The sequence below is a fragment of the Sporichthya brevicatena genome (genome assembly GCF_039525035.1).
Taxonomy (GTDB): domain Bacteria; phylum Actinomycetota; class Actinomycetes; order Sporichthyales; family Sporichthyaceae; genus Sporichthya; species Sporichthya brevicatena.
This window is the reverse complement of record NZ_BAAAHE010000001.1, coordinates 29,688-53,824: the sequence shown is the minus strand read 5'-3', so window position 1 is coordinate 53,824 and position 24,137 is coordinate 29,688. Positions and strand designations below refer to the sequence as shown.

Annotated in this window: 21 protein-coding genes and 1 pseudogene; 16 read left to right on the top strand and 6 right to left on the bottom strand. The window is 73.1% G+C overall.

The window, feature by feature from the left end; all coding sequences use genetic code 11:
- Window positions 1-5: 5 nt before the first annotated feature.
- Window positions 6-434 carry a PucR family transcriptional regulator gene (locus tag ABD401_RS00255; protein WP_344600351.1) on the top strand — a complete coding sequence of 143 codons (429 nt, stop codon included), beginning with the start codon at window positions 6-8 and terminating at the stop codon, window positions 432-434.
- Between the two features lie 10 nt (window positions 435-444).
- Window positions 445-1,101: an O-methyltransferase gene (locus ABD401_RS00250; RefSeq protein WP_344600349.1), complete on the top strand. Its 657-nt coding sequence runs from the start codon at window positions 445-447 to the stop codon at window positions 1,099-1,101.
- A gap of 34 nt (window positions 1,102-1,135) precedes the next feature.
- Here ABD401_RS00250 and ABD401_RS00245 read toward each other — a convergent pair whose 3' ends face one another.
- Genes ABD401_RS00245 through ABD401_RS00230 form a run of 4 tightly spaced genes read right to left on the bottom strand, consistent with a single transcriptional unit; the run spans window position 1,136 to window position 5,244 of the window.
- Window positions 1,136-2,863 carry a sodium/solute symporter gene (locus ABD401_RS00245; protein WP_344600347.1) on the bottom strand — a complete coding sequence of 576 codons (1,728 nt, stop codon included), beginning with the start codon at window positions 2,861-2,863 and terminating at the stop codon, window positions 1,136-1,138.
- Window positions 2,864-2,876: 13 nt separating this feature from the next.
- Complete coding sequence (locus tag ABD401_RS00240) at window positions 2,877-3,248, bottom strand: DUF485 domain-containing protein (RefSeq protein WP_344600345.1); 372 nt, start codon at window positions 3,246-3,248, stop codon at window positions 2,877-2,879.
- Complete coding sequence (locus ABD401_RS00235; protein WP_344600343.1) at window positions 3,245-4,069, bottom strand: LytR/AlgR family response regulator transcription factor; 825 nt, start codon at window positions 4,067-4,069, stop codon at window positions 3,245-3,247. Before ABD401_RS00235 ends, ABD401_RS00240 begins: the two co-directional genes overlap by 4 nt.
- Entirely contained in the window at window positions 4,066-5,244 is a 1,179-nt protein-coding gene (locus ABD401_RS00230) for a sensor histidine kinase (RefSeq protein WP_344600341.1), read from the bottom strand. Before ABD401_RS00230 ends, ABD401_RS00235 begins: the two co-directional genes overlap by 4 nt.
- Window positions 5,245-5,353: 109 nt before the next feature.
- On the opposite strand from ABD401_RS00230, the gene ABD401_RS00225 reads away from it, so the two are divergent.
- Window positions 5,354-6,112, top strand: a complete 759-nt coding sequence (locus ABD401_RS00225; protein ID WP_344600339.1) for a Fic family protein — start codon at window positions 5,354-5,356, stop codon at window positions 6,110-6,112.
- A gap of 421 nt (window positions 6,113-6,533) precedes the next feature.
- Here the strand turns inward: ABD401_RS00225 and ABD401_RS00220 are convergent, their stop codons facing one another.
- A complete protein-coding gene (locus tag ABD401_RS00220; protein WP_344600337.1) occupies window positions 6,534-7,361 on the bottom strand; it encodes an HAD family hydrolase in 828 nt (275 codons plus the stop codon).
- A gap of 330 nt (window positions 7,362-7,691) precedes the next feature.
- Between ABD401_RS00220 and ssd the strand changes: the two genes are divergently transcribed.
- The 7 genes and pseudogenes from ssd to ABD401_RS25060 form a co-directional block, all read left to right on the top strand.
- Window positions 7,692-8,792 carry a septum site-determining protein Ssd gene (gene ssd / locus ABD401_RS00215; RefSeq protein WP_344600335.1) on the top strand — a complete coding sequence of 367 codons (1,101 nt, stop codon included), beginning with the start codon at window positions 7,692-7,694 and terminating at the stop codon, window positions 8,790-8,792.
- On the top strand, window positions 8,789-9,817 hold the full coding sequence (locus ABD401_RS00210; protein WP_425566022.1) for a TadA family conjugal transfer-associated ATPase: 1,029 nt from the start codon (window positions 8,789-8,791) through the stop codon (window positions 9,815-9,817). Before ssd ends, ABD401_RS00210 begins: the two co-directional genes overlap by 4 nt.
- Window positions 9,814-10,572, top strand: a complete 759-nt coding sequence (locus ABD401_RS00205) for a type II secretion system F family protein (protein WP_344600333.1) — start codon at window positions 9,814-9,816, stop codon at window positions 10,570-10,572. Before ABD401_RS00210 ends, ABD401_RS00205 begins: the two co-directional genes overlap by 4 nt.
- Window positions 10,569-11,036, top strand: coding sequence for a type II secretion system F family protein (locus ABD401_RS00200; protein WP_344600331.1), 468 nt, complete (start codon window positions 10,569-10,571; stop codon window positions 11,034-11,036). Before ABD401_RS00205 ends, ABD401_RS00200 begins: the two co-directional genes overlap by 4 nt.
- Before the next feature lie 38 nt (window positions 11,037-11,074).
- Window positions 11,075-11,257, top strand: coding sequence for a DUF4244 domain-containing protein (locus ABD401_RS00195; RefSeq protein ID WP_344600329.1), 183 nt, complete (start codon window positions 11,075-11,077; stop codon window positions 11,255-11,257).
- Between the two features lie 46 nt (window positions 11,258-11,303).
- Complete coding sequence (locus ABD401_RS00190) at window positions 11,304-11,624, top strand: TadE family type IV pilus minor pilin (RefSeq protein ID WP_344600327.1); 321 nt, start codon at window positions 11,304-11,306, stop codon at window positions 11,622-11,624.
- Window positions 11,621-11,872, top strand: a pseudogene (locus tag ABD401_RS25060) (pilus assembly protein TadG-related protein); the annotation flags it as partial. The gene ABD401_RS00190 and the pseudogene ABD401_RS25060, both read left to right, overlap by 4 nt.
- Window positions 11,873-11,932: 60 nt before the next feature.
- Here the strand turns inward: ABD401_RS25060 and ABD401_RS00185 are convergent.
- A complete protein-coding gene (locus ABD401_RS00185; RefSeq protein WP_344600325.1) occupies window positions 11,933-14,344 on the bottom strand; it encodes a DEAD/DEAH box helicase in 2,412 nt (803 codons plus the stop codon).
- A gap of 89 nt (window positions 14,345-14,433) precedes the next feature.
- Between ABD401_RS00185 and ABD401_RS00180 the strand changes: the two genes are divergently transcribed.
- From ABD401_RS00180 to ABD401_RS00155, 6 genes are all read left to right on the top strand, one after another.
- Window positions 14,434-14,775 (top strand): STAS domain-containing protein, encoded by a 342-nt coding sequence (locus ABD401_RS00180; protein ID WP_019873943.1) that lies wholly within the window; start codon window positions 14,434-14,436, stop codon window positions 14,773-14,775.
- A 50-nt stretch (window positions 14,776-14,825) separates the two neighbouring features.
- Window positions 14,826-15,263: an ATP-binding protein gene (locus ABD401_RS00175; RefSeq protein WP_344600320.1), complete on the top strand. Its 438-nt coding sequence runs from the start codon at window positions 14,826-14,828 to the stop codon at window positions 15,261-15,263.
- A 235-nt stretch (window positions 15,264-15,498) separates the two neighbouring features.
- Window positions 15,499-17,865, top strand: coding sequence for a sodium-translocating pyrophosphatase (locus ABD401_RS00170; RefSeq protein ID WP_344600318.1), 2,367 nt, complete (start codon window positions 15,499-15,501; stop codon window positions 17,863-17,865).
- A gap of 173 nt (window positions 17,866-18,038) precedes the next feature.
- Entirely contained in the window at window positions 18,039-20,855 is a 2,817-nt protein-coding gene (gene topA / locus ABD401_RS00165) for a type I DNA topoisomerase (RefSeq protein WP_344600316.1), read from the top strand.
- Window positions 20,856-20,957: 102 nt separating this feature from the next.
- Window positions 20,958-22,994 carry a dTMP kinase gene (tmk, locus tag ABD401_RS00160; protein ID WP_344600314.1) on the top strand — a complete coding sequence of 679 codons (2,037 nt, stop codon included), beginning with the start codon at window positions 20,958-20,960 and terminating at the stop codon, window positions 22,992-22,994.
- Window positions 22,991-24,130, top strand: coding sequence for a DNA polymerase III subunit delta' (locus ABD401_RS00155; protein WP_344600311.1), 1,140 nt, complete (start codon window positions 22,991-22,993; stop codon window positions 24,128-24,130). The genes tmk and ABD401_RS00155 overlap by 4 nt, the downstream gene beginning before the upstream one ends.
- Window positions 24,131-24,137 lie beyond the last annotated feature (7 nt).

The following is a 24,137-nucleotide window of genomic DNA, read 5'->3' as shown; positions in this document are numbered from 1 at the left end:
CGACCATGGAAGACACCGTGCGGGGGCGTGAGGAGACGCCCCCGCACGCCTCGGCCCGTACCGGCACCTCCGACGCCGGCCACCCGATCCTCGGACTGATCCGATCGATCGCGGCCGAACGTCCGGAGCTGCTGGGTGGCCCGGTCGCCACACTGCGTCGGATGGACTCGGCAGGGCGGTCGGACTACATCCGCTCCCTGCGTGCGTTCTTCGACCACGCCGGTGACGTGCCCAAGGCCGCCGAGGCGTTGCTGCTGCATCCGAACACCCTCCGCTACCGGCTGCGGAGGATGCAGGAACTGACCGGTCTGGACCTCAAGGACCCGACCGACCGGCTCGTCGCCGAGCTGCAGCTCCACATCCTCGAGCACGCCGACCAACCCCCCGTGTCGCCACCGCCCCCGGCCCCACCCGGACCTGCCGACCGCGGATAGTTTGGCGGGCATGTCACCACGCTCTCCGCTGCTCGCTCCCGAGGTCTTCGACTACGTCGCCGCGCACGCCCCGGCACCGGACGACGTCCTGCGCGACCTCGCGGCCGAGACCGCGGCGATGGGTGGAATCTCGAGCATGCAGATCTCGCCCGACCAGGGTGCGTTCCTCGGCCTGCTCGCGCGGCTCGTCGGCGTCCGGTTCGCGGTCGAGGTCGGCACGTTCACCGGTTACTCGTCGATCTGTCTCGCCCGCGCCCTCGAACCGGGCGGTCGCCTGCTGTGCTGCGACGTCAGCGAGGAGTACACCGCGACGGCGCGGAGGTACTGGGACCGCGCGGGCGTCACGGAGCGGATCGACCTGCGCATCGCGCCGGCCATCGAGACGCTGCGCGCGCTGCCGGCCGAGGCGTCGATCGACCTCGCCTTCATCGACGCCGACAAGCAGGGCTACGCGGGCTACTGGGGCGAGATCGTGCCGCGGTTGCGGCCCGGCGGCCTCGTCCTCGTCGACAACACGTTGTGGTCGGGCAAGGTCGTCGACCCGGCGGTCACCGACGGCGACACCGAGGCGCTGCGCGCGTTCAACGACGCGGTCCTCGCCGACGAGCGGGTCGAGGCCGTGCTGCTCCCGGTGGCCGACGGCCTCACGGTGGCTCGCAAGCTCTGACGGTTCGTCAACCGCCGGGTCGTCACGGGCGGGATCAGCGGCGGAAGTCGCTGCGCTCCTGGCCCAGGCCCTCCGGCACGTGCAGGCGGACCATGATGCGGTGCACGTTCGACGGGACATGACTCGGGGTCAGGAGCGAGACCACGATCATCACGACGAACGCGATCGGGACCGTGAGCGCGGCCGGCTGAGCGAGCAGGGCGCCGGTCCAGCCGTCGTACGGGCCGCCGATGACGGTCGCGAGCACCGCGACGCCGGCGAGGGCGCCGCCGACGATCATCCCGGCGGCCGCGCCGACGGTGGACAGCCGGCGCCACCACACCCCGAGGACGAGCAGCGGGCAGAACGTCGAGGCGGCGACGGCGAACGCCAGGCCGACCGCGTCGCCGACCGGGATGCCGCCGGCGAGCAGGGCGAAGCCCAGCGGCACCAGGGTGGCGGGGAGTGCGGAGAGCTGGAAGGTGCGCACGGAACCGCTGCGGAACACGTCCTGGGACAGCACGGCGGCCGCGGACAGGGTCAGGCCGGCGGCGGTGGACAGGAACGCGGCGAACGCGCCCGCGGTGACGAGCGCGAACAACAGGTCGCCCGCGACCCCGCCGATCATGCGTGAGGGCAGCTCGAGGACGACGGAGTCCACCCGTCCGGTCAGCAGCAGGTCGGGAGCGTAGATCCGGCCGAGCGCCCCGAACAGCGTCGGGCCCAGGTAGAACAGCCCGAGCAGCGCCAGGACCGCGAGCGTCGTGCGTCGCGCGGCGCCGCCGTCGGGGTTCGTGTAGAAGCGCACGAGGATGTGCGGCAACCCCATCGTGCCGAGCATCGTGGCGATGATCAGGGAGTAGGTCGCGTAGAGCGAGTGCTCCCGCCCCTCGGTCAGCGGTTCGGACCAGCGCTTGTCGGTGGCGGTGGGCAGGTCCTCCTGCACCGGCACCGGGGCGTCGGCCGCGAAGTCCAGCCGCGTGCCCTTCGTGACGGTGTGCGTGCCCGGGGCGAGGACGGCGACGCCGCCGATGTAGCGCTGACCGTCGACGACCCCGGTCACCCGCGGGACGACCGGCTGGGTGACGACGATGCGCAGGTCCTCCGCCACGGTGACCGTGGTGGCCTCGGCGAAGCGCGGCTGCGAGTCGCGGGTCAGCGGCGGGGAGCCGTCGGAGTGCCAGGACAGGAACAGGAAGGCGGCGGGCAGCAGGATCGCCGTCACCTTCAGCCAGTACTGGAACGCCTGGACGAAGGTGATCGAGCGCATGCCGCCGGCGGCGACCGCGGTGACGACGACGACCGCGACGATGACCTCGCCGACCCAACGCGGTGCGCCGGTGACCGTCCGCAGGGTCAGGCCCGCGCCCTGGAACTGCGGCATCAGGTAGAGCCAGCAGATGCCGACGACGAGCACGCTGGCGATCATCCGCAGGCGGGTCGAGCTCAGCCGCAGCTCCGCGAAGTCGGGGAGCGTGTACGCCCCGGAGCGGCGCAGCGGTGCCGCGACGAGCACCAGCATCATCAGGTACCCGCCGGTGAACCCGACCGGCAACCAGAGCAGGTCGGCCCCGTAGGCGAGGATCAACCCGGCGACGCCGAGGAACGACGCCGCGGACAGGTACTCACCGCCGATCGCGGAGGCGTTCCACAGCGGGGAGACCGTGCGGGACGCGACGTAGAAGTCCGACGTGGTGCGGGAGATCCGGAGCCCGAACGCACCGATGACGACGGTGAGCGCGGCGACGAGCGAGATCGCTGCGATGCCGTACGTCTCGTTCACGGACGCCGAGCCTTCAACGGCGCTCGACCAGGTCGGCGAACTGACGCTCGTTGCGTTCGGCCGCGCGCACGTACGCCCAGCCGCCGAGGATCAGGGCCGGGTAGGCGAGGAAGCCGAGAGCCAACCAGGGCACGCCGAGTCCGAACACCCGCGCGCTACGGGTGGCCGGCCAGAGCTCGAACAGCAGCGGGAGTCCGGCGACGACGACCAGCACACCGAGACACACCGTCAGGGCGAGACCGAGCTGCGTGCGCATCAACGACCGGAGGTACACCTCACCGACGGTCGTCTGCTCGTCGAGGTCGAGGGCGCGCTGGACCGGGCCGGTGACGCGGGCACGCGGGCTGGTGACGACGACGCGCCCGGACTTGTCGACCTCGTTCACTCGCGCGCCTCAGGACGTTCGGCGGGGGTGTTGTTGGACGAGGACGTCGGACGGGACCGACGGACGAGAACCTCTCGCAGGTCGCGGGTGTGACGCCGACTCACCGTCAGCTCCTCGTTGCCGAGGACGACGCTGGAGCGGCCCGTCGCGAGGCGGACCTCGGTGACGTGCGCGAGGGAGACCAGGTAGCTGCGGTGGATGCGGATGAAGCCCGCGTCGCGCCAGCGCTCCTCGAGCGTCGCCATCGGGACGCGGACCAGGTGGGTCGCGTCGGAGGTGTGCAGGCGCGCGTAGTCGCCGTGCGACTCCACGTAACGGACGTCGCTGCGCGAGATGAACCGCGTGACGCCGCCGAGCTCGACCGGGATCGTCTCGTCGTCGGGCGTGGCGGGGGTCGCGGCCGGTGCCGGGGCGGCCGGGGCGTTCGCGGAGTCGACCCGAGCGACGAGCCGTCGCACGGCCTCGGCGAGCCGCTCGGGGCGCGCCGGCTTGAGGACGTAGTCGACGGCCTTGAGCTCGAACGCGTCGACCGCGTGCGAGTCGAACGCGGTCACGAACACGATCGGCGGCGGGTTGCGGAACTGGGCGAGCACGGTGGCCAGCTCGACACCGGACAGCCCGGGCATCCGGATGTCCATGAAGATGCCGTCGATCGTGTGCAGGCCGAGCTGCCGCAGCGCTTCCGCCCCGCTGTCGGCCGAGAGCACCGTGCCGATGTGCGGGTCCTGCCGCAACAGATACACGAGCTCGGACAAGGCGGGTGCCTCGTCGTCGACGGCGAGCACGGTCAGCTTGCGGTCGCCACTGGCGTCGGTGGTCACGCATGCACTCCCGGCTGGAACTTGGGCACCCGAAGACTGACCTTGGTTCCCGCGCCGGGCGCAGTCGCCACCGTCAGGCCGTAGGCGTCGCCGAAGATGGTACGCAGTCGTTCGTCGACGTTGCCGAGACCGACGTGGTCGGACCCCGGTTCGCCGGACAGAGCCTCACGAACACGCTCGGGTGCCATGCCCACCCCGTCGTCCTCGACGCTGATCAAACAGTGGGCGCCCGCGTCCTCGGCGAGGATCGTCACCGTTCCCTGTCCGTTCTTCGTCTCCAGCCCGTGGCGGACGGCGTTCTCCACCAGCGGCTGCAGGCACAGGAACGGGATGGAGACCGGGAGGACCTCGGGCGCGACCCGCAGGGTGACGTTGAGCCGCTCGCCGAATCGTGCCCGCTCCAGCAGCAGGTAACCGTTGATCGCGCGCAGTTCGTCGGCGAGCGTCGTGAAGTCGCCCGCCCGGCGGAACGTGTAGCGGGTGAAGTCGGCGAACTCCAGGAGCAGTTCGCGGGCCCGGTCCGGGTCGGTCCGCACGAACGAGGCGATCGCGTTCAGCGAGTTGTAGATGAAGTGCGGCGAGATCTGCGCGCGCAGCGCCCGGACCTCTGCCTCGGCGACGCGGGTGCGGGTCGCGTCGAGCTCGGAGAGCTCGAGCTGCCCGGACACCCAGCTGCCGACCTCGTCGACGGCGCGGATCAGGTTGGCCGAGCTGGAGTCGACGTAGGCCGCGAGGGTGCCGATGACGGTGGTGCCCGAGACCAGGGGCGTGACGACGACCTCACGGATCGGCTCGCTGTTCGGGCACGACGCCATCAGCACCTGGCTGCGGCCGGTGTCCATGACCGCCTGGGCGTGCTCGACGGCGAAGCTGCCGAGGGAGTCCTGGGCGGCGCCGTCCCAGGCGAGCAGTCGCTGCCCGTCGGTGATCGCGACCGCCCGCGAGCCGAGCAGGGCCCGCAGGTGCTTGATCGCTCGGGTGGTGCCGGCCTGCGTGAGACCGCCGCGCAGCGCAGGGGCGGCGAGCGACGCGAGGTGCAGGGTCTCGTAGGACGCGCGGTCGGCCGTCGTGCCGAGGTCGGGCCGCCACCAGTTGAAGCGGCGCAGGCCGAGCACCGCCACCGCGACCGCCGCTGCGGCGATGGCGAGCGTCAGAGCACCCGTCAGGTCGCCCACGGAGCTGAATCTAATTTGGCCGACACTCCCGCGTCAGCTTGCGCCGCGCGGGCTCCCATCGAAGGTGGGCACGTCAGGCGTGCTCGCACGCCCGCTAGCGTGACCGCTCGTGTCCACGCCCGACCCGTTCGCAGCAGTCGCAGCCCTCCCCGGCCTCGCCGAGCCCGGCCTCCGTGCCCGGGCCGCGGTGGACCGCCTCGCCGGCCTGCCCGCCCTCAAACTGCGCGGCCCCGAGGTCGTGGCCGTGACCGCGCTGCGCGGAGCGCGGGCCTCGGCCGCGCTCGCCGGCGTCGACGTGAGCGAGGACGACCTCCGCTCCGGCTCGGCGTTGAGCGATCCGGTGGCCGGCTCGGTCGCGCGTGGCGCCGTCCGGCTGTCGACCGAGATCGGTCTCGTCGCGCCGGTGTGGGAGAAGGCGCCGTTGCAGGCCCTCGCCCGGCTGCACGCGGTCGCCGCGGCGGACGTCGACGTCCCGCCCGAGTCGCTCGGCCGACCGGCCACCGCGGAGGCCGCGGCGCGGCTGGACGTCCTCGCCGACGCGCTGACCTCACCCACCCGTGCGCCGGCGATCGTGGTCGCCGCGATCGTCCACGCCGAGGTGCTCACGACCGAGGCCTTCGGCCCGTGGTCGGGTCTCGTCGCGCGGGCCGCGGCCCGCTGTCTGCTCATCCAGCGCGGCCTCGACGCAGGCGGTGTCGTGGCGCCCGAGGTCGGTCACGTCGAGCTTGGTCTGACGGAGTATCAGATCGCGGCGGCGGGGTACTCGTCCGGCACGGCCGAGGGTGTGGCGAGCTGGGTCGTGCACTGCGCCCGTGCGCTCGAGATCGGTGCCGGAGACGCTCTCCAGGTGTGTCTCGCGCACGGCTGAGAGCTTTTCAGTGGACCGGCCGTAACTTACTGATGGTTCGTCAGGTGGTAGACGTGGCAACGAACATGCGAACGGCGCCCCTGTCTCCAGAGGCGCCGTCGCGAAGGGTGCGTCGAAACGGGCTACCAAGCGTGCAGTTCCGAAATCGCCGGACCAGGACCAGCCTGTCTCGGCGGCCCGTACATGGGCAGGTCGCCGCGTGGGTACCCGAGTGGCGCTCGATGAAATCGGGTCGGACCCGTCGCGCGACCGGTGCCCGGTCCAACTCCATCGAGTTCAGGTCTACCCCTATCTGCGCCCGGACGGAAGGGTGAACTTTCCTTCTTTGCAAAGGATCCCGGCGTGGCGCGGGTGAAGTTGCCGCGGTGTCCGATTTGTCGTGGCGGTCGCGAACATCGTTCGCGGAATCGCTGGGTCCGGCTCAGGCGCGACGGCTGACCCAGAGCACGGCGGCCGCGGCCGCCGCACCCGCGGCGACGGCGGTGGCGGCGACGACCGACCGCGACGGACGGGGGATCGAGGGCATCCGGCTGCGCATCGACACCGGCTTGCTGAACACCAGGACGGGCCAGCCGCGGGCGGCGGCCTCCTTGCGGAGCGCGCGGTCCGCGTTGACGGCGTGCGGGTGCCCGACCGCCTCGAGCATCGGGACGTCGGTGCCGGAGTCGGAGTACGCGTAGGAACGGTCGAGGTCGATGTTGTGGCGCTGCGCGAACTCGCGCATCGCCGTCGCCTTGTGCTCGCCGTAGGCGTAGAACTCGATCTCGCCCGTGTACCGACCGTCGTCGCCGACGGCCATTCGGGTGGCGATCACATGGTCGGCCCCGAGCAGCTCCCCGATCGGCTCCACGACCTCCGAGCCGGACGTGCTCACCAGGACGACGTCCCGGCCGGCGAGCCGGTGCTGCTCGAGGAGATCGGCCGCCTCGTCGTAGATCAGTGGGTCGATGAGGTCGTGCAAGGTCTCGCCGATGATCTCCCGCACCTGCGCGACGTCCCACCCGACGCAGAGCGAGGAGAGGTACTTGCGCATCCGCTCCATCTGGTCGGCGTCCGCGCCGCCGGCGAGGTACACGAACTGCGCGTAGGCGCTGCGTAGCACCGCGCGACGGTTGATCAGACCCCCTCGGTAGAAGGGCCGCGAGAACGCCAGCGCACTCGACTTCGCGATGACGGTCTTGTCCAGATCGAAGAAGGCCGCGGCGCGGGGCACCGGATGGGACGAGACATCGGACAGGGGCTCGGACACGGCGTCGAGGATAGGTCGACGGGTGAAGTTTTTACGCAGTCACGTCCGGCCACTGTTTACGAGACATACCCCGGGGGTACACCATGTGAGGTGCCGGTCGATATGACCGTGCCTATCCCGGTTCGGCTCCTCCCCCCCGAGTCGGACTGTGGTGACGGCCCCCGCTCTCCCCCCCGGCGGGGGCCGTCCTTTTTAACCCGGTCTCTCCGGCCGCGGGGGTGGCCCTTGTCCACAGGCCGGCACACCCCCGAAGTTCTCCACAGGTCGCCCCGGTGAGGTCCGTCCCGGGGTCCAGGGTGTGGTGCCACGCACCGACCTGGGGAGGCCCGCATGTCGCTCGACCCGTCCGTCCCACCGCCGCCGGGGACAGCCCCGCGGCCGCTGATCGTCACCGGGGACCCGCTGCTCCTCGAGGACCTGCTGCGCCTCGCCGCCGCGGCGGGCAGTGAGCCCGAGGTCGCCGTCGACGTCGGTGCGGCCGTCGCGTCGTGGCGCTCCGCCCCGCTCGTCCTCGTCGGTGCCGACCGGGTGGCGGAGGCGGCGCGCCGGGAGCTGCCCCGGCGGCCGGGCGTGGTCGTCGCCGGCTTCGACCCGGTCGATCCCGGGGTGTGGCGGCCCGCGCTCGCGCTCCGGGCCGAGCAGGTCGCGCTCCTGCCCGACGGGGAGAGTTGGCTGACCGATCGGTTGGCGGACGCGATCGACGGACCGCAGGCGGCGGGCCGGGTGGTCTGCGTCCTCGGCGGCCGTGGCGGTGCGGGCGCGAGCACCCTCGCCGCCGCGCTCGCCGTCACCGCTGCGAGCCGGCACGTCCGGACCGCGCTCGTCGACGGCGACCCGCTCGGCGGAGGCTTGGACCTCCTGCTCGGGGAGGAGCAGGCCGAGGGGCTGCGCTGGCCCGACCTCGCGGCCACCCGCTGCCGCGTCACCGCCACCGCGCTGTCCCGGGCGGTGCCGCGGTTCGGGCCGCTGAGCCTGATCTCGTGGGACCGCGGGCGCGTTCTGCACGTGCCGCCGGAGGTCCTGTCCGCGACCCTTACCGGGGCCCGGCGCGGCCATGACCTGGTCGTCGTCGACCTGCCCCGGCGTCATCCCGATCCCACCGTCGAGGCGGCGCTCGCGGCCGGCGGTCCGGTGCTGGTCGTGGTGCCGGCCGACGTGCGCTCGGTGGCCGCGGCGGGCCGCGTGGTCGCGACGCTCGCCGACCAGCCCAACGACCGCTGGCTCGTCGTCCGCGGCCCGTCGCCCTCGGACCTCGCGCCGGAGGTCATCGCGAACACGCTCGGGATCCCGCTGCTCGGCGCCGTCCGGCCGGAGCCGCGGCGCGCGGCGCGGCAGGACTGGGGCGAACCGCCGGGGATCGGACGCCGCAGCCCCCTCGCCGGGCTCTGCGGCCGGTTCCTCGACTCGCTCGCGCTCGGGGTGGCCGCGTGAGCGCGCCGGCCGGGGCGCTGGAGCCGTTGCTCGCCGAGCCCGGCGTCACCGACGTCCTCGTCAACGGACCGCAGGAGGTCTGGGTCGACCGCGGTGCCGGGCTGGTGCGCGTCGCCGTCGATCTCGGGGACGAGGCGGCGCTGCGTCGCCTCGCCCAGCGCCTCGTGGCGGCGGCCGGGCGCCGGCTCGACGACAGCTGCCCGTTCGCGGACGCCGTCCTGCCCGACGGGACGCGGCTGCACGCGGTGCTCGCGCCGGTCGCGGTGCGGGGCACCGCGCTGTCGCTGCGGGTGCCTCGGCGCAGCCGGTTCACGCCGGCGGACCTGGTGGCCGCGGGGACGATCCCGGCCGACGGGATGCCCTGGCTCCGGGCGCTGGTCGGGGCCCGGCTCGCGATCCTGGTCTCGGGCGGCGCCGGGACCGGGAAGACCACGCTGCTCGCGACGTTGCTCGGGCTCGTCGCGCCGGAGGAGCGCATCGTCCTGGTCGAGGACACCCGGGAACTCGACCCCGACCACGCCCACGTCGTGCGGCTGGAGGCGCGCCCGCCGAACGTCGAGGGCGCGGGGGCGATCGGCCTGCGTGAGCTCGTCCGGCAGGCGCTGCGGATGCGGCCGGACCGGTTGGTCGTCGGGGAGGTGCGCGGTGGGGAGGTCATCGACCTGCTGGCCGCGCTGAACACGGGCCACCGCGGCGGTGGGGGCACCGTGCACGCGAACGAGGCCGCCGCCGTGCCGGCCCGGCTCGAGGCGCTCGCCGCCGCGGCCGGGATGGGCCGGGACGCCCTGCACGCCCAACTGGCCGCGGGCATCGACGCGGTCGTGCACCTCGAACGGGAGGACGCCGGCCGCCGGGTCACCGGCATCGCCGTCCCGCGGCGGGCGCCGGACGGGCTCGTCCGCCTGGTCCCGGCGGTCGGGTTCCGGCGCGGGCGGCGTGGGGGCGAGGTCGTCGTCGGCCCGGCTTATCCCCAGCTCGGCGCGCTGCTGGAGGCCCGCTCGATCGCGGTACCGGAACCCCGGTGACGGTCCTGGCCGCCCTCGCCGCGGCGTGCGCCGTCGGCCTGGCCTGGCCCGGCGGGCCGGGGCTGCGCCGCCTCGGGCGCGTCGGGAGTTCGGCCGGGGGGACGAACCGCGGGTCCACGGCGCGTCGGGCCTCGAGGTCGGCCGGGCGGGGGTGGTTCGCCCGTCCGAGTGATCTTGTGCCGCGGCGTGTTCTCGCGCTCCGCCGGACCGCGGTGGTCGAGTTCGCCGGGGCCCTCGGGTCCGAGATCCGCGCCGGCCGGCCCCCGCGGGCGGCGGTGGTGGCCGCGCTGGCCGAGCTGCCGCCCGGCGAGGCGGACGGCGGGACGGGGACCTGGGCGGCCGAGGTGCGGGCCGCCGCCGGCGGCGACGGCGACGTCGGAGCCGCCCTGATCCGCGCGGCCGAGCAGCCCGGCGCCGACAGCCTCCGGGACGTCGCGGCGTGCTGGGAGGTGGCCGAGCGGACCGGTGCCGGTCTCGGTGGCGCGCTGGATCAGGTCGCGGCAACCGCCGGGGAACGGGTCGTCCACCAGGCGCGGGTCCGGGCGCAGCTCGCCGGCGTCCGCACGACGGGCTGGCTGCTCGCGGCGTTGCCGCTGGTGGGGATGGCGCTGGCCGCCCTCGCCGGAGCGCACCCGTGGCGGGTTCTGCTGGCTACGCCGTCCGGGGTCGCGCTGCTCACGCTCGGTGTCGGTCTCGACGCCGCTGGAGTGGTGTGGCTGTACCGGCTCGCCCGCCGGGTCGAGGAGACGCTGTGACACGGGGCGGGAGCCGTGGCGCGCGGGACCTCGCCGAGGCGGCGGCGCTGGCCGACCTGCTCGCCGCGTGCCTGGCGGCCGGGTGTTCACCGGATGCGGCCGCCCGGGCGGCGGCCCGGGCCCGGCCGGGGCCGGTCGCGGCCGCGCTGGGGGAGGCCGCCGACCAGATCGAGGCGGGCGCCGACCCGGCGCGGGCCTGGCGCGGGCTCGGGGTTCGCCCCGAGCTGGCGGGGCTGGGGCGGGCCCTGGCCCGGACGGCGGAGTCCGGCACCGCGGCCGCCGCGGCGGTGAGCGCGGAGGCCGCGCGGCACCGGGTCGCGCGGCGGCTCGCCGCGGAGGCGGCCCTCGCACGGGTGGGCGTGCTCGCCGCCCTGCCGCTCGGCCTGTGCTTCCTGCCCGCCTTCCTGTGCCTCGGGGTCGTCCCGGTGGTGCTCGACCTCGGCGGCGGGCTGCTCTCGAACTGATGAATCGTCAGAGAACCGATCCAGGGGAAGGGGTTTCCATGAAGCTGCGCAGGCCGCGATGGGTGCCGGAGGACGACGCCGGCATGAGCACGGTGGAGTACGCGATCGGGACGTTGGCCGCGGCCGCGTTCGCGATGGTGCTGATGAAGGTCCTGACGTCCGACGCCGTCGCGTCGCGGATGAGTGAGCTCGTGACGCAGGCGCTGTCCGGGTCGTTCTGAGATGGCCCGGCGGTCGGGGGTCGATCGGAGCGGCGACCGCGGCGCAGTGACCGCCGAGGTCGCACTCGCGGTGCCCGCGCTGACGGCCGTGCTCGGGCTCGCGCTGTGGGCCGTCGGTGCGGCCGGGCTCGCGATGGACTGCACCGACGCGGCCCGGGCGGGGGCGCGGGCCGCCGCCCGCGGCGACAGCGAGGCGGCGGTCCGCGCTCTGATCGCGCGGACCGGACCGGACGGCGCCGCGGTGAGCCTCGAACGGGCGGGGGACCTGGTCACGGTCACGGTGCGGGCTCGCGCCGCCGGGCCCGGGCCGGTCCCGCTCCCGGCCCTGACCGTGCGGGGGTCCGCGGTGGCGCAGGTCGAGCGATGAGGTCCGACCGCGGTGCGGGCTCGCTGCTCGTCCTCGCGGCGGTCGCCGTGGTGGCGTTCGCCGGATTGGCCGGGGTCACCGTGACCCGAGCTCTGACGGTCCGTCACGAAGTCGCCGCCGCTGCGGATCTGGCCGCGCTGGCGGCCGTCACCGACGGGTGCCCGGCCGCCGCCCGGGTCGCGGCGGCGAACGGGGCGGATCTGCGGGCGTGCGTCCCCGCGGGCGGCGAGGTCCGGGTCGAGGTGGTGCGCCGGGTCGTGGCCTGGGGGCGGGCGACCGTCGTGCGCGCCGCCGCCCGGGCGGGCCCGTCAGCCCGCGGCGGCGAACTCGACGGACTCGGCGGTGTCGGTGCCGGCGGTCTCGATGTCGTCGGTCTCGATGTCGTCGGCCTCGGCGAGGACCCGGTCGAGGAGCCGGACCGCACCTGCCTTGTCCAGGGGGTTGTTGCCGTTGCCGCACTTGGGCGACTGCACGCACGACGGGCAGCCCGTGGCGCACTCGCAGGAGGCGATGGCGTCGCGGGTCGCGCGCAGCCACTGCTCCGCGGCGGCGAAGCCCCGCTCCGCGAAGCCGGCGCCGCCCGGGTGGCCGTCGTAGACGAAGACCGTCGGCAGCATCGTGTCCGGGTGCAGCGCGGTGGAGACGCCGCCGATGTCCCAGCGGTCGCAGGTGGCGAACAGCGGCATCAGGCCGATCGAGGCGTGCTCGGCGGCGTGGGCGGCGCCGGGCAGGTCGGCGATCTCGACCTCGGCCTCGGCGACGGCGTCCGGGGTCACGGTCCACCAGACCGCGCGGGTCCGCAGGTGCCGTGGCGGCAGGTCGAGCGGGGTCTCGTCGAGCACCTCGCCGGTGACCAGGCGTTTGCGCAGGTACGAGACCACCTGGTTGGTCACCTCGACCGTGCCGAAACAGACCTCGACCTGCTCGCCCCACGGGCGGCGGTGGACGGTGTCGACGATCGCGATGTCGGTGACCTCGCGCGCGGAGGTCGAGTAGTCGGGCTCGGCCGGCTCGACGAGCGCGACGCACTCGGCCAGGTCCAGGGAGCGCACCAGGTACTGCCGGCCCTGGTGCAGGTACACCGCGCCGGTGTGCGCCTGGGTGTGGGACGCGGCGCCGTCGACGGTGCCGAGCAGGCGGCCGGTGTCGACCTCGCACACCCGGATCTGCGCGCCACCGGTGCCGCGGATGTCGGCGAGCGCGGACGCCGGGTCGCGCCGGGTCCAGAACCAGCCGGTCGGGCGCCGCCGCAGCAGGCCGCGCTGCTCGAGCGTCGGCAGCAGGAGCTCGGCGGTGGGGCCGAACAGGTCGAGGTCGCGCTCGGTCAACGGCGACTCCGAGGCGGCGGCGCACAGGTGCGGCGCGAGCACGTAAGGGTTGTCCGGGTCGAGCACGGTCGCCTCGACCGGACGGCCGAAGAGCGCGTCCGGGTGGTGGACGAGGTAGGTGTCCAGCGGGTCGTCGCGGGCGACGAGCACGGCGAGGGCGCCCTGCCCGGCCCGGCCGGCGCGCCCGGCCTGCTGCCACATCGAGGCCCGGGTGCCGGGATAGCCCGCGAGCACGACCGCGTCCAGACCGGCGACGTCGATGCCGAGCTCGAGCGCGTTGGTCGCGGCGAGGCCGCGCAGGAGCCCGGCCCGCAGCCGGTGCTCCAGGGCCCGCCGTTCCTCCGGCAGGTAGCCGCCGCGGTAGGAGGCGACCTGCCCGGCCAGGGCCGGGTCGACCTCGGCCAGGGCGTCGCGGGTGAGGAGTGCGACCACCTCGGCGCCGCGCCGGGACCGCACGAACGCCACCGTCTGGGCGTCGTTCAGCACGAGGTCGGTGAGCAGGTCGGCGGTCTCGGCGATCGCGGTCCGCCGCACCGGCGCGCTGCCTTCGCCCTGGTGGTCGGTCAGCGGGGGCTCCCACAGCACGAAGGCCGCCTCGCCGCGCGGGGAGGCGTCGTCGGTGACCTCGACGACGGGCAGCCCGGTCAGCCGCTCGGCCGACACCGCCGGGTCCGACACCGTCGCCGACGTCAGGACGAACACCGGTGAGGAGCCGTAACGGGCGCAGACCCGGCGCAGTCGGCGCAGGACCTGGGCGACGTGGGAGCCGAACACCCCGCGGTAGGTGTGGCACTCGTCGACGACCACGACCGACAGGTTCTTGAGGAACCGCGCCCAGCGGGCGTGCCCGGGCAGCAGGGTCCGGTGGAGCATGTCGGGGTTCGTCAGCAGGTAGTTCGCGTGGCTGCGGATCCAGTCGCGCTCCGCGTACGGGGTGTCACCGTCGAAGCAGGCCGGACGCAGTTCCGGGCCGAGCTGCAGCCGGGTCAGGCCCGCCAGCTGGTCGGCGGCGAGCGCCTTGGTCGGCGAGAGGTAGAGGACGCCGGGGCAGGCGGTGGCCGGCCCGTCGGCGGCGTCGAGCACCGCGGTCAGCGCCGGGAGGAGATAGGCCAGCGACTTCCCGGAGGCCGTCCCGGTGGCCAGGACCACCGACCGCCCGGCGTGGGCGTGCTCGGCCGCCGCCACCTGGTGGGCCCAGGGCCGGTCGATGCCGCAGGCGCCCCACCGCTCGACGAGGACCGGTGGCGTCCAGGCGGGCCAGTCCGCGGGCCGGGCCGTCCGGGCCGGGGCGCGGTGGACGTGCGTGATCCGCTCCCGCCGCCCCGGGGCGAGGAGCAGCCCGGCGAGGAGTTGGTCCGCCCGGCCGGCGGAGTCCGTCACGTCGAGGGCCACGGGGGCAGTGTCGCAAACGGATCCGACGGGTAGGGGATGGCCGCAATGGTTGAATGACCGGGTCGCCCCCGGCAGCTGCAGGAGGACTCGTGGACCTGTCCCTCACCACCCGCGACGAGGGTGACCGCACTGTCGTCGCCGTCGGCGGCGAGATCGACGTGTACACCGCCCCGAAGCTGCGGGAGCAGCTCGTCGACCTGGTCAACGCCGGTCGCTACCACCTGATCGTCGACATGGAGGGCGTCGAGTTCCTCGACTCCACCGGGCTCGGCGTCCTGGTCGGCGGTCTGAAGCGGGTGCGGGCCCACGACGGCTCGCTGCGCCTGGTCTGCACCCAGGAGCGGATCCTCAAGATCTTCCGGATCACCGGACTGACTAAGGTCTTCCCCATCCACGACACGGTGTCCGAGGCACTCACCGCCACCGGGTGACCGGGCCGGGGATCCCACCACTTCCGACGTCCGAGACCGGGGGCAACGCCGTGCCCACCGTGCATCTGCGGTTCAGTGCGCTGCCGGCGCACGTGCGTACCGCGCGCCTGGTCGCCGCGACCGTGGCGCGCCGCTCCGGGGTCGACGACGACCTGCTCGACGAGGTCCGCCTCGCCGTGGGCGAGGCGTGCTCCCGTGCCGTCGGCCAGCACGCCCGCTCCGGGCTGCACGAGCCGGTGTCGATGACGCTGCACACCGAGGACGGGCGCTTCTGCGTCGAGGTCGCGGACGTCGTGCCGATCGGGCTTCCCCTGGCGGAGATGCTCCCGGAGATCACCTCCCCGGCGGACCTCCTCGACGCCGACCCGGCCGACATGGACACCTCGCTCGGTCTGGCGCTGATCGCCGGGCTCGTCGACGACGTCGCCGTGGTCCCCGGCTCGGACGGCACCGTCGTCCGGATGACCTGGCCCGCGACCTCGCTCTGAGTCGCCCGCCCTTTTCCGCGCCGGGGCGTTTTCGCTTTTGCACAAACCCCGGCCACGACGGTGGGCCGCGTCACTTTTCGCAGATCCGCTTGCGTAGACTCCGCAGCGCTCCATAGCCGCGGGCGCGCTCGCCCCGTTTAGTAGAGCGTCCCGACGGCCTCCCCTCGTGTGTGTCGGCCTGGTCCGGCGCCGTCCCGGGGCAGCAACGTTGCTGCTCCACATCTAGGAGGACTTGATGTCAGGGATCAACCTCGCCGCCGAGAGCGGCGAGACGGTCTCCCTGTCGGGCGGGAACCTGACCATCGTCGTTGTGGTCGCGCTCGTCGCCGTGCTCGCTCTGGGTGTCGCGGGCTTCCTGGTCAAGGAAGTTCTGCGCGCCGATCAGGGCACGGAGAGAATGCAGGAGATCGCGGGTGCCGTGCAGGAAGGCGCCGCCGCTTATCTGACCCGTCAGTTCCGGACGTTGGGCGTCTTTGCCGTCCTGGCGTTCTTCGTGCTGTTCGCTCTGCCGGCGAACAGTACGAACGAACGCATCGGGCGTTCCATCTTCTTCGTGGTCGGCGCGGTGTTCTCCGCGATCACCGGCTACGTGGGCATGTGGCTCGCAGTCCGTGCGAATGTCCGTGTGGCCGCGGCCGCCCGGGTCGGCAAGTCCGGTGAGCTCCCCGCGACCCGGATCGCGTTCCGTACCGGTGGCGTCGCCGGCATGTTCACCGTCGGCCTCGGTCTGCTGGGTGCCGCGACGGTCGTGCTGATCTACGAGGACGAGGCCCCCAAGGTCCTCGAGGGCTTCGGCTTCGGCGCGGCGCTGCTCGCGATGTTCATGCGTGTCGGTGGCGGCATCTTCACCAAGGCTGCCGACGTCGGCGCCGACCTCGTCGGCAAGGTCGAGCAGGGCATCCCCGAGGACGACCCGCGCAACGCCGCCACCATCGCCGACAACGTCGGTGACAACGTCGGTGACTGCGCCGGTATGGCGGCGGACCTCTTCGAGTCCTACGCGGTCACGCTCGTCGCGGCGCTGATCCTCGGTGTCGCCGCCTTCGGTGACGACGGTCTGGTCTTCCCGCTGATCGTCCCGATGATCGGTGTGCTCACCGCGATCATCGGCATCTTCGCGGTGTCCCCGCGTCCGAACGACCGCAACGGCATGGCCGCCATCAACCGCGGCTTCTTCATCTCGGCCGTCGCCTCGGCGATCCTGTGCGCGATCGCCGCGTTCGTCTTCCTGCCCGACGAGTACGAGGGCCTGTCCGCGTCGAGCCAGCTGCTCGACGACACCGGTGCGGCGATCGTCGACGGCGACCCGCGGATGTTCGCGGTCGTCGCGGTCCTCATCGGCATCGTGCTCGCGGCGGCGATCCAGCAGCTCACGGGCTACTTCACCGAGACCAACCGCCGTCCGGTCATGGACATCGGCAAGACCTCGCTGACCGGTCCGGCGACCGTCATCCTCGCCGGCATCTCGGTCGGTCTGGAGTCCGCGGTGTACTCCGCGGCCCTGATCGGTCTCGCCGTCTACGCGGCCTACATGCTCGGCTCGGGTGTCCTGATCCTGGCCCTGTTCGCGGTGGCGCTGGCCGGTACCGGTCTGCTCACCACCGTCGGCGTCATCGTCGCCATGGACACCTTCGGTCCGGTCTCGGACAACGCCCAGGGCGTCGCCGAGATGTCGGGCGACGTCCACGGCGAGGGCGCTCAGGTCCTCACCAGCCTGGACGCGGTCGGCAACACGACCAAGGCCATCACCAAGGGCATCGCGATCGCGACCGCCGTCCTCGCCGCGACCGCGTTGTTCGGGTCGTACTACAACGAGGTCGTCAAGGCGGTCGACGAGACCGGGGTCGACCCGTCCGAGGTGGGCCTGCGCACGCAGCAGGCGCTGGCCACGTTCGACATCATCAACCCGAACATCCTGGTCGGCCTGATCCTCGGCGCCTCGGCGGTGTTCCTCTTCTCCGGTCTGGCGATCAACGCGGTCGCCCGTGCGGCCGGCGCCATCGTGTTCGAGGTCCGGCGCCAGTTCCGCGAGATCCCCGGGATCATGGAGGGCACCGGCAAGCCGGAGTACGGCAAGGTCGTCGACATCTGCACGCGGGACTCGCTGCGGGAGCTGGCCACGCCGGGCATCCTCGCGGTCATGGCGCCGATCGCCGTCGGCTTCGGCCTCGGCACGGCTCCGCTGGCCGGCTTCCTCGCCGGTGCCATCGGCGCCGGTGTCCTCATGGCGGTCTTCCTGGCCAACTCCGGTGGTGCCTGGGACAACGCCAAGAAGCTGGTCGAGGACGGCCACCACGGCGGCAAGGGTTCGGAGGCCCACTCGGCCACCGTCATCGGTGACACCGTCGGTGACCCGTTCAAGGACACCGCCGGCCCGGCCATCAACCCGCTGATCAAGGTCATGAACCTGGTCGCGCTGCTGATCGCCCCCGCCGTGGTCAAGCTGACCGTCGGCGAGGACGAGAACGACATGCTCCGCGGCACGATCGCGGGTCTGGCCACGCTGATCATCATCGGCGCGGTCGTGAACTCGAAGCGGAAGAGCATCGCCGTCAGCGACGAGAGCACCTCCGGCAAGTCCACCGCCGGGGTTGCTGGCTGACCTGCGTAAACGCAGAACGCGGACCCGCCGTCCCGATTCGGGGCGGCGGGTCCGTCGCATCCGCCGGACCGGGCGCTGGGGCGTTCTCCGGCTGATCGAGAGCTATGGTGTCGCTGCGTCGCCTCGGAGCCGGGGTGGGACGATCCGAGGACGAAGAACCGGGGAGTGCGGAAGTGGCCGCTGAGCAGAAGGCTCGCTCTGGAGCCGGATCCGGTCGTGCCCTGGTCATCGTCGAGTCGCCCACCAAGGCGAAGAAGATCGCCGGGTACCTGGGCAGCTCCTACGTCGTCGAGTCCTCCTACGGGCACATTCGCGACCTGCCGAACGGCGCCGCGGAGGTCCCGGCCAAGTACAAGGGCGAGGCGTGGGCCCGGCTCGGCGTCAACGTCGACAACGGCTTCGAGCCGCTCTACGTCGTCGCGGCGGAGAAGAAGGCGCAGGTCAAGAAGCTGAAGGACGCCATGGACGGCGTCGACCGGCTCTACCTCGCCACGGATGAGGACCGCGAGGGCGAGGCCATCGCCTGGCACCTCCACGAACTGCTGCAGCCCAAGGTCCCGGTGCACCGGATGGTGTTCCACGAGATCACCGAGCGGGCGATCCGCGAGGCCGTGGAGAACCCCCGCACCCTGGACCAGGGTCTGGTCGACGCGCAGGAGACCCGCCGCATCCTCGACCGGCTCTACGGCTACGAGGTCTCGCCGGTTCTGTGGAAGAAGATCATGCCGCGGCTCTCGGCCGGCCGCGTGCAGTCCGTCGCGACCCGCCTGGTGGTCGAGCGCGAGCGCGAGCGCATGGCGTTCCGCGCCGCCGCCTACTGGGACCTCGACGCCGAGTTCGACACGGGCCGCGCCCGCAACGCCGACGAGCCGACCACCGTGACCGCCCGGCTGGTGCAGGTCGACGGCAAGCGCGTCGCCACCGGCCGTGACTTCTCCTCCCTCGGTGAGCTGAAGAGTGCCGACGTCCTGCACCTCGACGAGGCCGCGGCCGGCGCGCTCGCCGGGCGCCTGTCGTCCTCGGCGTTCACCGTGCGCAAGGTCGAGCGCAAGCCCTACACCCGCAAGCCGTACGCCCCGTTCCGGACGACGACGCTGCAGCAGGAGGCCTCGCGCAAGCTCGGCTTCGGCGCGAAGCGCACGATGCAGGTCGCCCAGCGCCTGTACGAGAACGGCTACATCACCTACATGCGTACGGACTCCACGACGCTGTCGGAGACGGCGGTGGCGGCGGCCCGGTCGCAGGCGACGGCCCTGTACGGGCGCGAGTACATCCCCGACACCCCGCGGCGCTACGAGTCCAAGTCGAAGACCGCGCAGGAGGCCCACGAGGCCATCCGGCCCGCGGGCGACGAGTTCCAGACCCCCGCGCAGACCGGCCTCTCGGGCGACGAGTTCCGCCTCTACGAGCTGATCTGGATGCGCACGGTCGCGTCGCAGATGAAGGACGCGACGGGGCAGTCGGTGTCGGTGCGCATCGGCGGTCGGTCCTCCTCCGGTGAGGACGCCGAGTTCGCCGCCTCCGGCAAGACGATCACCTTCCCGGGCTTCCTCAAGGCCTACGTCGAGGGCGCGGACGACCCCGACGCCGAGCTCGACGACCGCGAGAAGCGGCTGCCTGTGCTCACCGAGGACGATGCTCTGACGGTCCTTCAGATGGACGTGGAGGGCCACGAGACCCGCCCGCCGGCGCGGTACACCGAGGCCTCGCTGGTCGCGGAGCTCGAGCAGCGGGACATCGGCCGCCCGTCGACCTACGCGTCGATCATCGGCACGATCCTCGACCGCGGGTACGTGTTCAAGAAGGGCACCGCGCTGGTGCCGGCGTGGCTGGCGTTCTCGGTCGTCGGGCTGCTGGAGAAGCACTTCCCGCACCTCGTCGACTACGACTTCACCGCCCGGATGGAGGACGTCCTCGACGACATCGCCAACGGCGAGGCGGAGATGGTCGACTGGCTGTCCCGCTTCTACTTCGGCCCGCCCGGGGACGGTGCGGCGAGCGCCAACGGTGACGGTTCGTCAGGTCCGTCCGGCTCCGACGCGATCGTCGGTCTGAAGCAGCTGGTCTCCGAGCACGTCGGTGACATCGACGCCCGCGAGGTCAACTCGATCCCGATCGGCAACGGCATCTTCGTCCGCGTCGGCCGGTACGGGCCCTACGTCGAGCGTGAGCGCGACGGCGAGCTGCAGCGCGGCAACGTCCCCGACGAGATGCCGCCGGACGAGCTGACGGTGGAGAAGGCCGAGGAGCTGTTCTCGGCGCCGTCGGACGACCGCGTCCTCGGCGTCCACCCGGAGACGGGGCTCGAGGTCGTCGCGAAGAACGGCCGCTTCGGCCCGTACGTCACCGAGGTCCTGCCGGAGGGCTCGAAGGACAAGCCGCGCACCGCGTCGCTGTTCAAGTCGATGGCGCTCGACGAGGTGACCCTCGAGCAGGCACTCGACCTGCTGAGCCTGCCCCGCACGCTCGGCGAGGTCGAGGGCGAACCGGTCGTCGCGTCCAACGGCCGGTACGGCCCGTACGTGAAGAAGGGCAGCGAGACCCGCTCGCTCGGTGCGGAGGAGCAGCTGCTCACCGTCACCCTCGACGAGGCGCTCGCCCTGCTCGCCCAGCCCAAGCAGCGTGGCCGGCAGGCCTCGGCCGCCGCCCCGCTCAAGGAGCTCGGCAACGACCCGGTCTCCGGGAAGCCGATGGTGGTCAAGGACGGTCGGTTCGGTCCGTACGTCACCGACGGTGAGACCAACGCCTCGCTCCGCAAGGGCGACGACGTCGAGACCCTGACCGACGAGCGCGCCGCCGAGCTCCTCGCCGACCGCCGCGCCCGCGGCCTGGCGAAGAAGGCCGCCCGCAAGGCCCCGGCGAAGAAGGCGGCCGCCAAGAAGACCGCGGCGAAGAAGACGGCGGCCTCGACCACGGCCGCCAAGAAGACGGCCGCGAAGAAGACCGCGGCGAAGAAGACTGCCGCGAAGAAGACCGCCGCGAAGTCGTAGCCGCGTACTCCCGAAAGCGCAGTACGGCACGCGGATTTTGCTTTCGCAGGTGCCGTAGTGCGCTTTCGGGGGGAGTCGGAGGCGCTCACTAGGGTGGGGAACGTGCCGGACCAGCCGCTGGACCACGACGTACGGGGGGTCCTGCAGATCGCCCCGTTCCGGCGGCTGTGGATCTCGCTGTCGTTCTCGAGCCTCGGGGACTGGCTGGGCCTGCTCGCGATCACCGCGATGGCGGCCGAGCTCACCACCGACAGCTCGGCGGACCAGAACTACGCCGTCGCCGGTGTCTTCATCCTCCGGCTGATCCCGGCGCTGCTGTTCGCCCCGATCGCCGGCGTGGTCGCCGACCGGCTCGACCGGCGGATGACGATGGTCGTCACCGACGTCCTGCGCGCGGGCCTGTTCGTCTCGATCCCGATCGTCGGGTCGCTGTGGTGGCTCCTGGTCGCCACCTTCCTGATCGAGGCGTTGAGCCTGTTCTGGATCCCGGCCAAGGAGGCCACGGTCCCGAACCTCGTCCCGCGCGAGCGGCTCGAGGCGGCGAACCAGATCAGCCTGGTCACCGCGTACGGGTCCGCGCCGGTCGCAGCGGGCATCTTCACCGTCCTGTCGCTGATCACCGCGGCGCTCGGTGCACGGTTCGAGTTCTTCGTGACGCACCCCGCCTCGCTCGCGCTCTGGCTCAACGCCGCGACGTTCCTGTTCGCGGCGGCGACGATCGCGACGCTGGAGATCCCGCGGGACAACGTCGAGCGGGCGAAGGCCGAGAATCCGTGGCGGAACCTCGTCGAGGGCTGGAAGTTCGTCGCGCAGACCCCGGTGGTGCGCGGCCTGCTGATCGGCATGCTCGGCGCGTTCGCCGCCGGCGGCACGGTGGTCGGCCTGGCCCCGACGTTCGTGCGGGGCCTCGGCGCCGGCAACCCGGGCTACGGCCTGCTGTTCGGCGCGGTCTTCGTCGGGCTCGCGCTCGGGATGCTGCTCGGGCCGCGCCTGCTCGCCGGCCTCTCCCGCCGCCGGCTGTTCGCGATGTCGATCGTCGCGGCCGGCCTGCTGCTCATGGTGATCGCGGTGATCCCGGAGTTGCCGGTGGTCGTGCTCTTCACCGTCGCGCTCGGGCTCGCGTCCGGGGTCGCCTGGGTCACCGGGTACACGCTGATCGGCCTCGAGGTCGCGGACGAGCTGCGTGGTCGGACGTTCGCGTTCGTGCAGTCGATGGTCCGCCTGACGCTCGTCGCGGTGCTCGCGGCCTCGCCGGCGCTGGCCGGCGCCGTCGGCCGCGTCGACTTCCACCCGACCGACGACGTCACGGTGGCCTACAGCGGGGCCGCCGTCGTGTTCCTCGGTGCGGGCGCGGTCGCGGCCGCCGTCGGGTTCTTCTCCTACCGGCACATGGACGACCGCAAGGGCATCTCCCTGGTGCGGGACGTGACCTCCGCGCTGCGGCGCGAGACCCCGCTCGCGGACCCGATCACCTCCGGCTTTTTCCTCGCCTTCGAGGGTGGCGACGGCGCCGGCAAGTCGACGCAGGTGGCCCGGCTCGCGGAGTGGTTGACCGCGCGGGGGCACGAGGTCGTCGTGACCCGCGAACCCGGTGCGACCGCGATCGGCCGGCGGCTGCGCCAGATGCTGCTCGACACCCAGGACCTCGGGCTCTCCCCGCGCAGCGAGGCGTTGCTCTATGCCGCGGACCGCGCCCAGCACGTCGAGGAGGTGATCCGCCCGGCGCTCGAACGGGGCGCGGTGGTGATCACCGACCGGTACGTCGACTCCTCGATCGCCTACCAGGCCGCGGGTCGGGCGCTGTCGGCGTCGGACATCGAGCGGCTCTCCCGCTTCGCGACGCGCGGCCTGATGCCGACGCTGACGATCGTGCTCGACGTCCCGCCGGAGGTCGCGGCCGAACGTCGCCTGCTCCCGCCGGACCGGATCGAGTCCGAGTCGATGGAGTTCCATCACCGCGTCCGTCAGGGCTTCCTCGACCGGGCCGCGCGGCGGCCGCGGGCCTACTTCGTCGTCGACGCCACGAAGACGCCGACGGAGATCACCGCGGCCGTCCTGCAGCGGGTGGCGCAGCTGATGGACGAGTCGGCGGGTGCGCAGCGGCCGGGGTCGCAGCAGCCGGAAGGGAGCACGCCGTGACGTTGGGCGGGGTCTGGGCGGACGTCGTCGGGCAGGAGTCCGCGGTGGCGGCGCTCGCGGCCGCGGTCGCCGGGGAACCGGGCGCGATGACCCACGCGTGGCTGGTGACCGGCCCGCCGGGGTCAGGCCGCTCGGTCGCGGCGCGCGCGTTCGCCGCGGCGTTGCAGTGCCCGCAGGGCGGGTGCGGCGAGTGCTCCGAGTGCCACACGGTGCTGACCGGCACGCACGCCGACGTCGAGGTGCTGACCACCGAGCTGCTCAGCATCGGCGTCAAGGAGACCCGGGAGCTGGTGCGCCGGGCCGCGCTGTCGCCGTCGAACGGGCGGTGGCAGGTGATCATCGCCGAGGACTCCGACCGCCTCACCGACCAGGCCGCCAACGCGCTGCTGAAGGCGATCGAGGAGCCTCCGCCGCGGACGGTGTGGATCCTGTGCGCCCCGTCGGCGGACGACGTGCTGCCGACTATCCGCTCCCGCTGCCGCTCGGTGCACCTCGTCACGCCCAGCACGACGGCGGTGGCGGAGGTGCTCGCCCGGCGGGACGGGATCGACCCGGAGACCGCGCGCGTCGCCGCGCTCGCCTCGCAGGGCCACATCGGCCGGGCGCGGCGCCTCGCGACCGACCCCGACGCGCGCTCGCGGCGGGCGGACGTGCTGGCGCTGCCGCGCGGCATCACCGACGTCGGGTCGTGCCTGCGGGCCGCCGAGCGGCTGATCGAGGCGGTGAAGGCGGACGTCGCCGCGGCGTCCGAGATCTCCGACGCCGCCGAGCGGGAGGCGCTGAAGTCCGCGCTCGGCATCGGGACCGGGGCCAAGCAGCCCCCGGGCGCCGCGACCGCGCTCAAGGAGCTGGAGAAGCGGCAGAAGGCCCGCGCCACCCGCGCCCAGCGGGACGGGCTGGACCGGGCGCTGGTCGATCTGGTCGCGTTCTACCGAGATGTCCTCGCGGTGCAGCTCGGCGCCGACGTGGAGCCGGTCAACGCCGCCGAGGCCGCGGCCGTGCGTGAGATCGCGGCGGACAGCACCCCGGAGACCACCCTGCGGCGGATCGAGGCCGTTCTGGCCTGCCGGACCGCCCTGGAGACCAACGCCGCGCCGCTGCTCGCGGTCGAGGCGATGACGCTCGCGCTGCGCTGACGGGGAC

Coding starts and splice junctions, on each gene's coding strand:
- ABD401_RS00255 (WP_344600351.1), top strand. CDS start 6: ATGGAAGACACCGTGCGGGGGCGTGAGGAGACGCCCCCGCACGCCTCG.
- ABD401_RS00250 (WP_344600349.1), top strand. CDS start 445: ATGTCACCACGCTCTCCGCTGCTCGCTCCCGAGGTCTTCGACTACGTC.
- ssd (WP_344600335.1), top strand. CDS start 7,692: ATGTCGCTCGACCCGTCCGTCCCACCGCCGCCGGGGACAGCCCCGCGG.
- ABD401_RS00195 (WP_344600329.1), top strand. CDS start 11,075: ATGAAGCTGCGCAGGCCGCGATGGGTGCCGGAGGACGACGCCGGCATG.
- ABD401_RS00170 (WP_344600318.1), top strand. CDS start 15,499: ATGTCAGGGATCAACCTCGCCGCCGAGAGCGGCGAGACGGTCTCCCTG.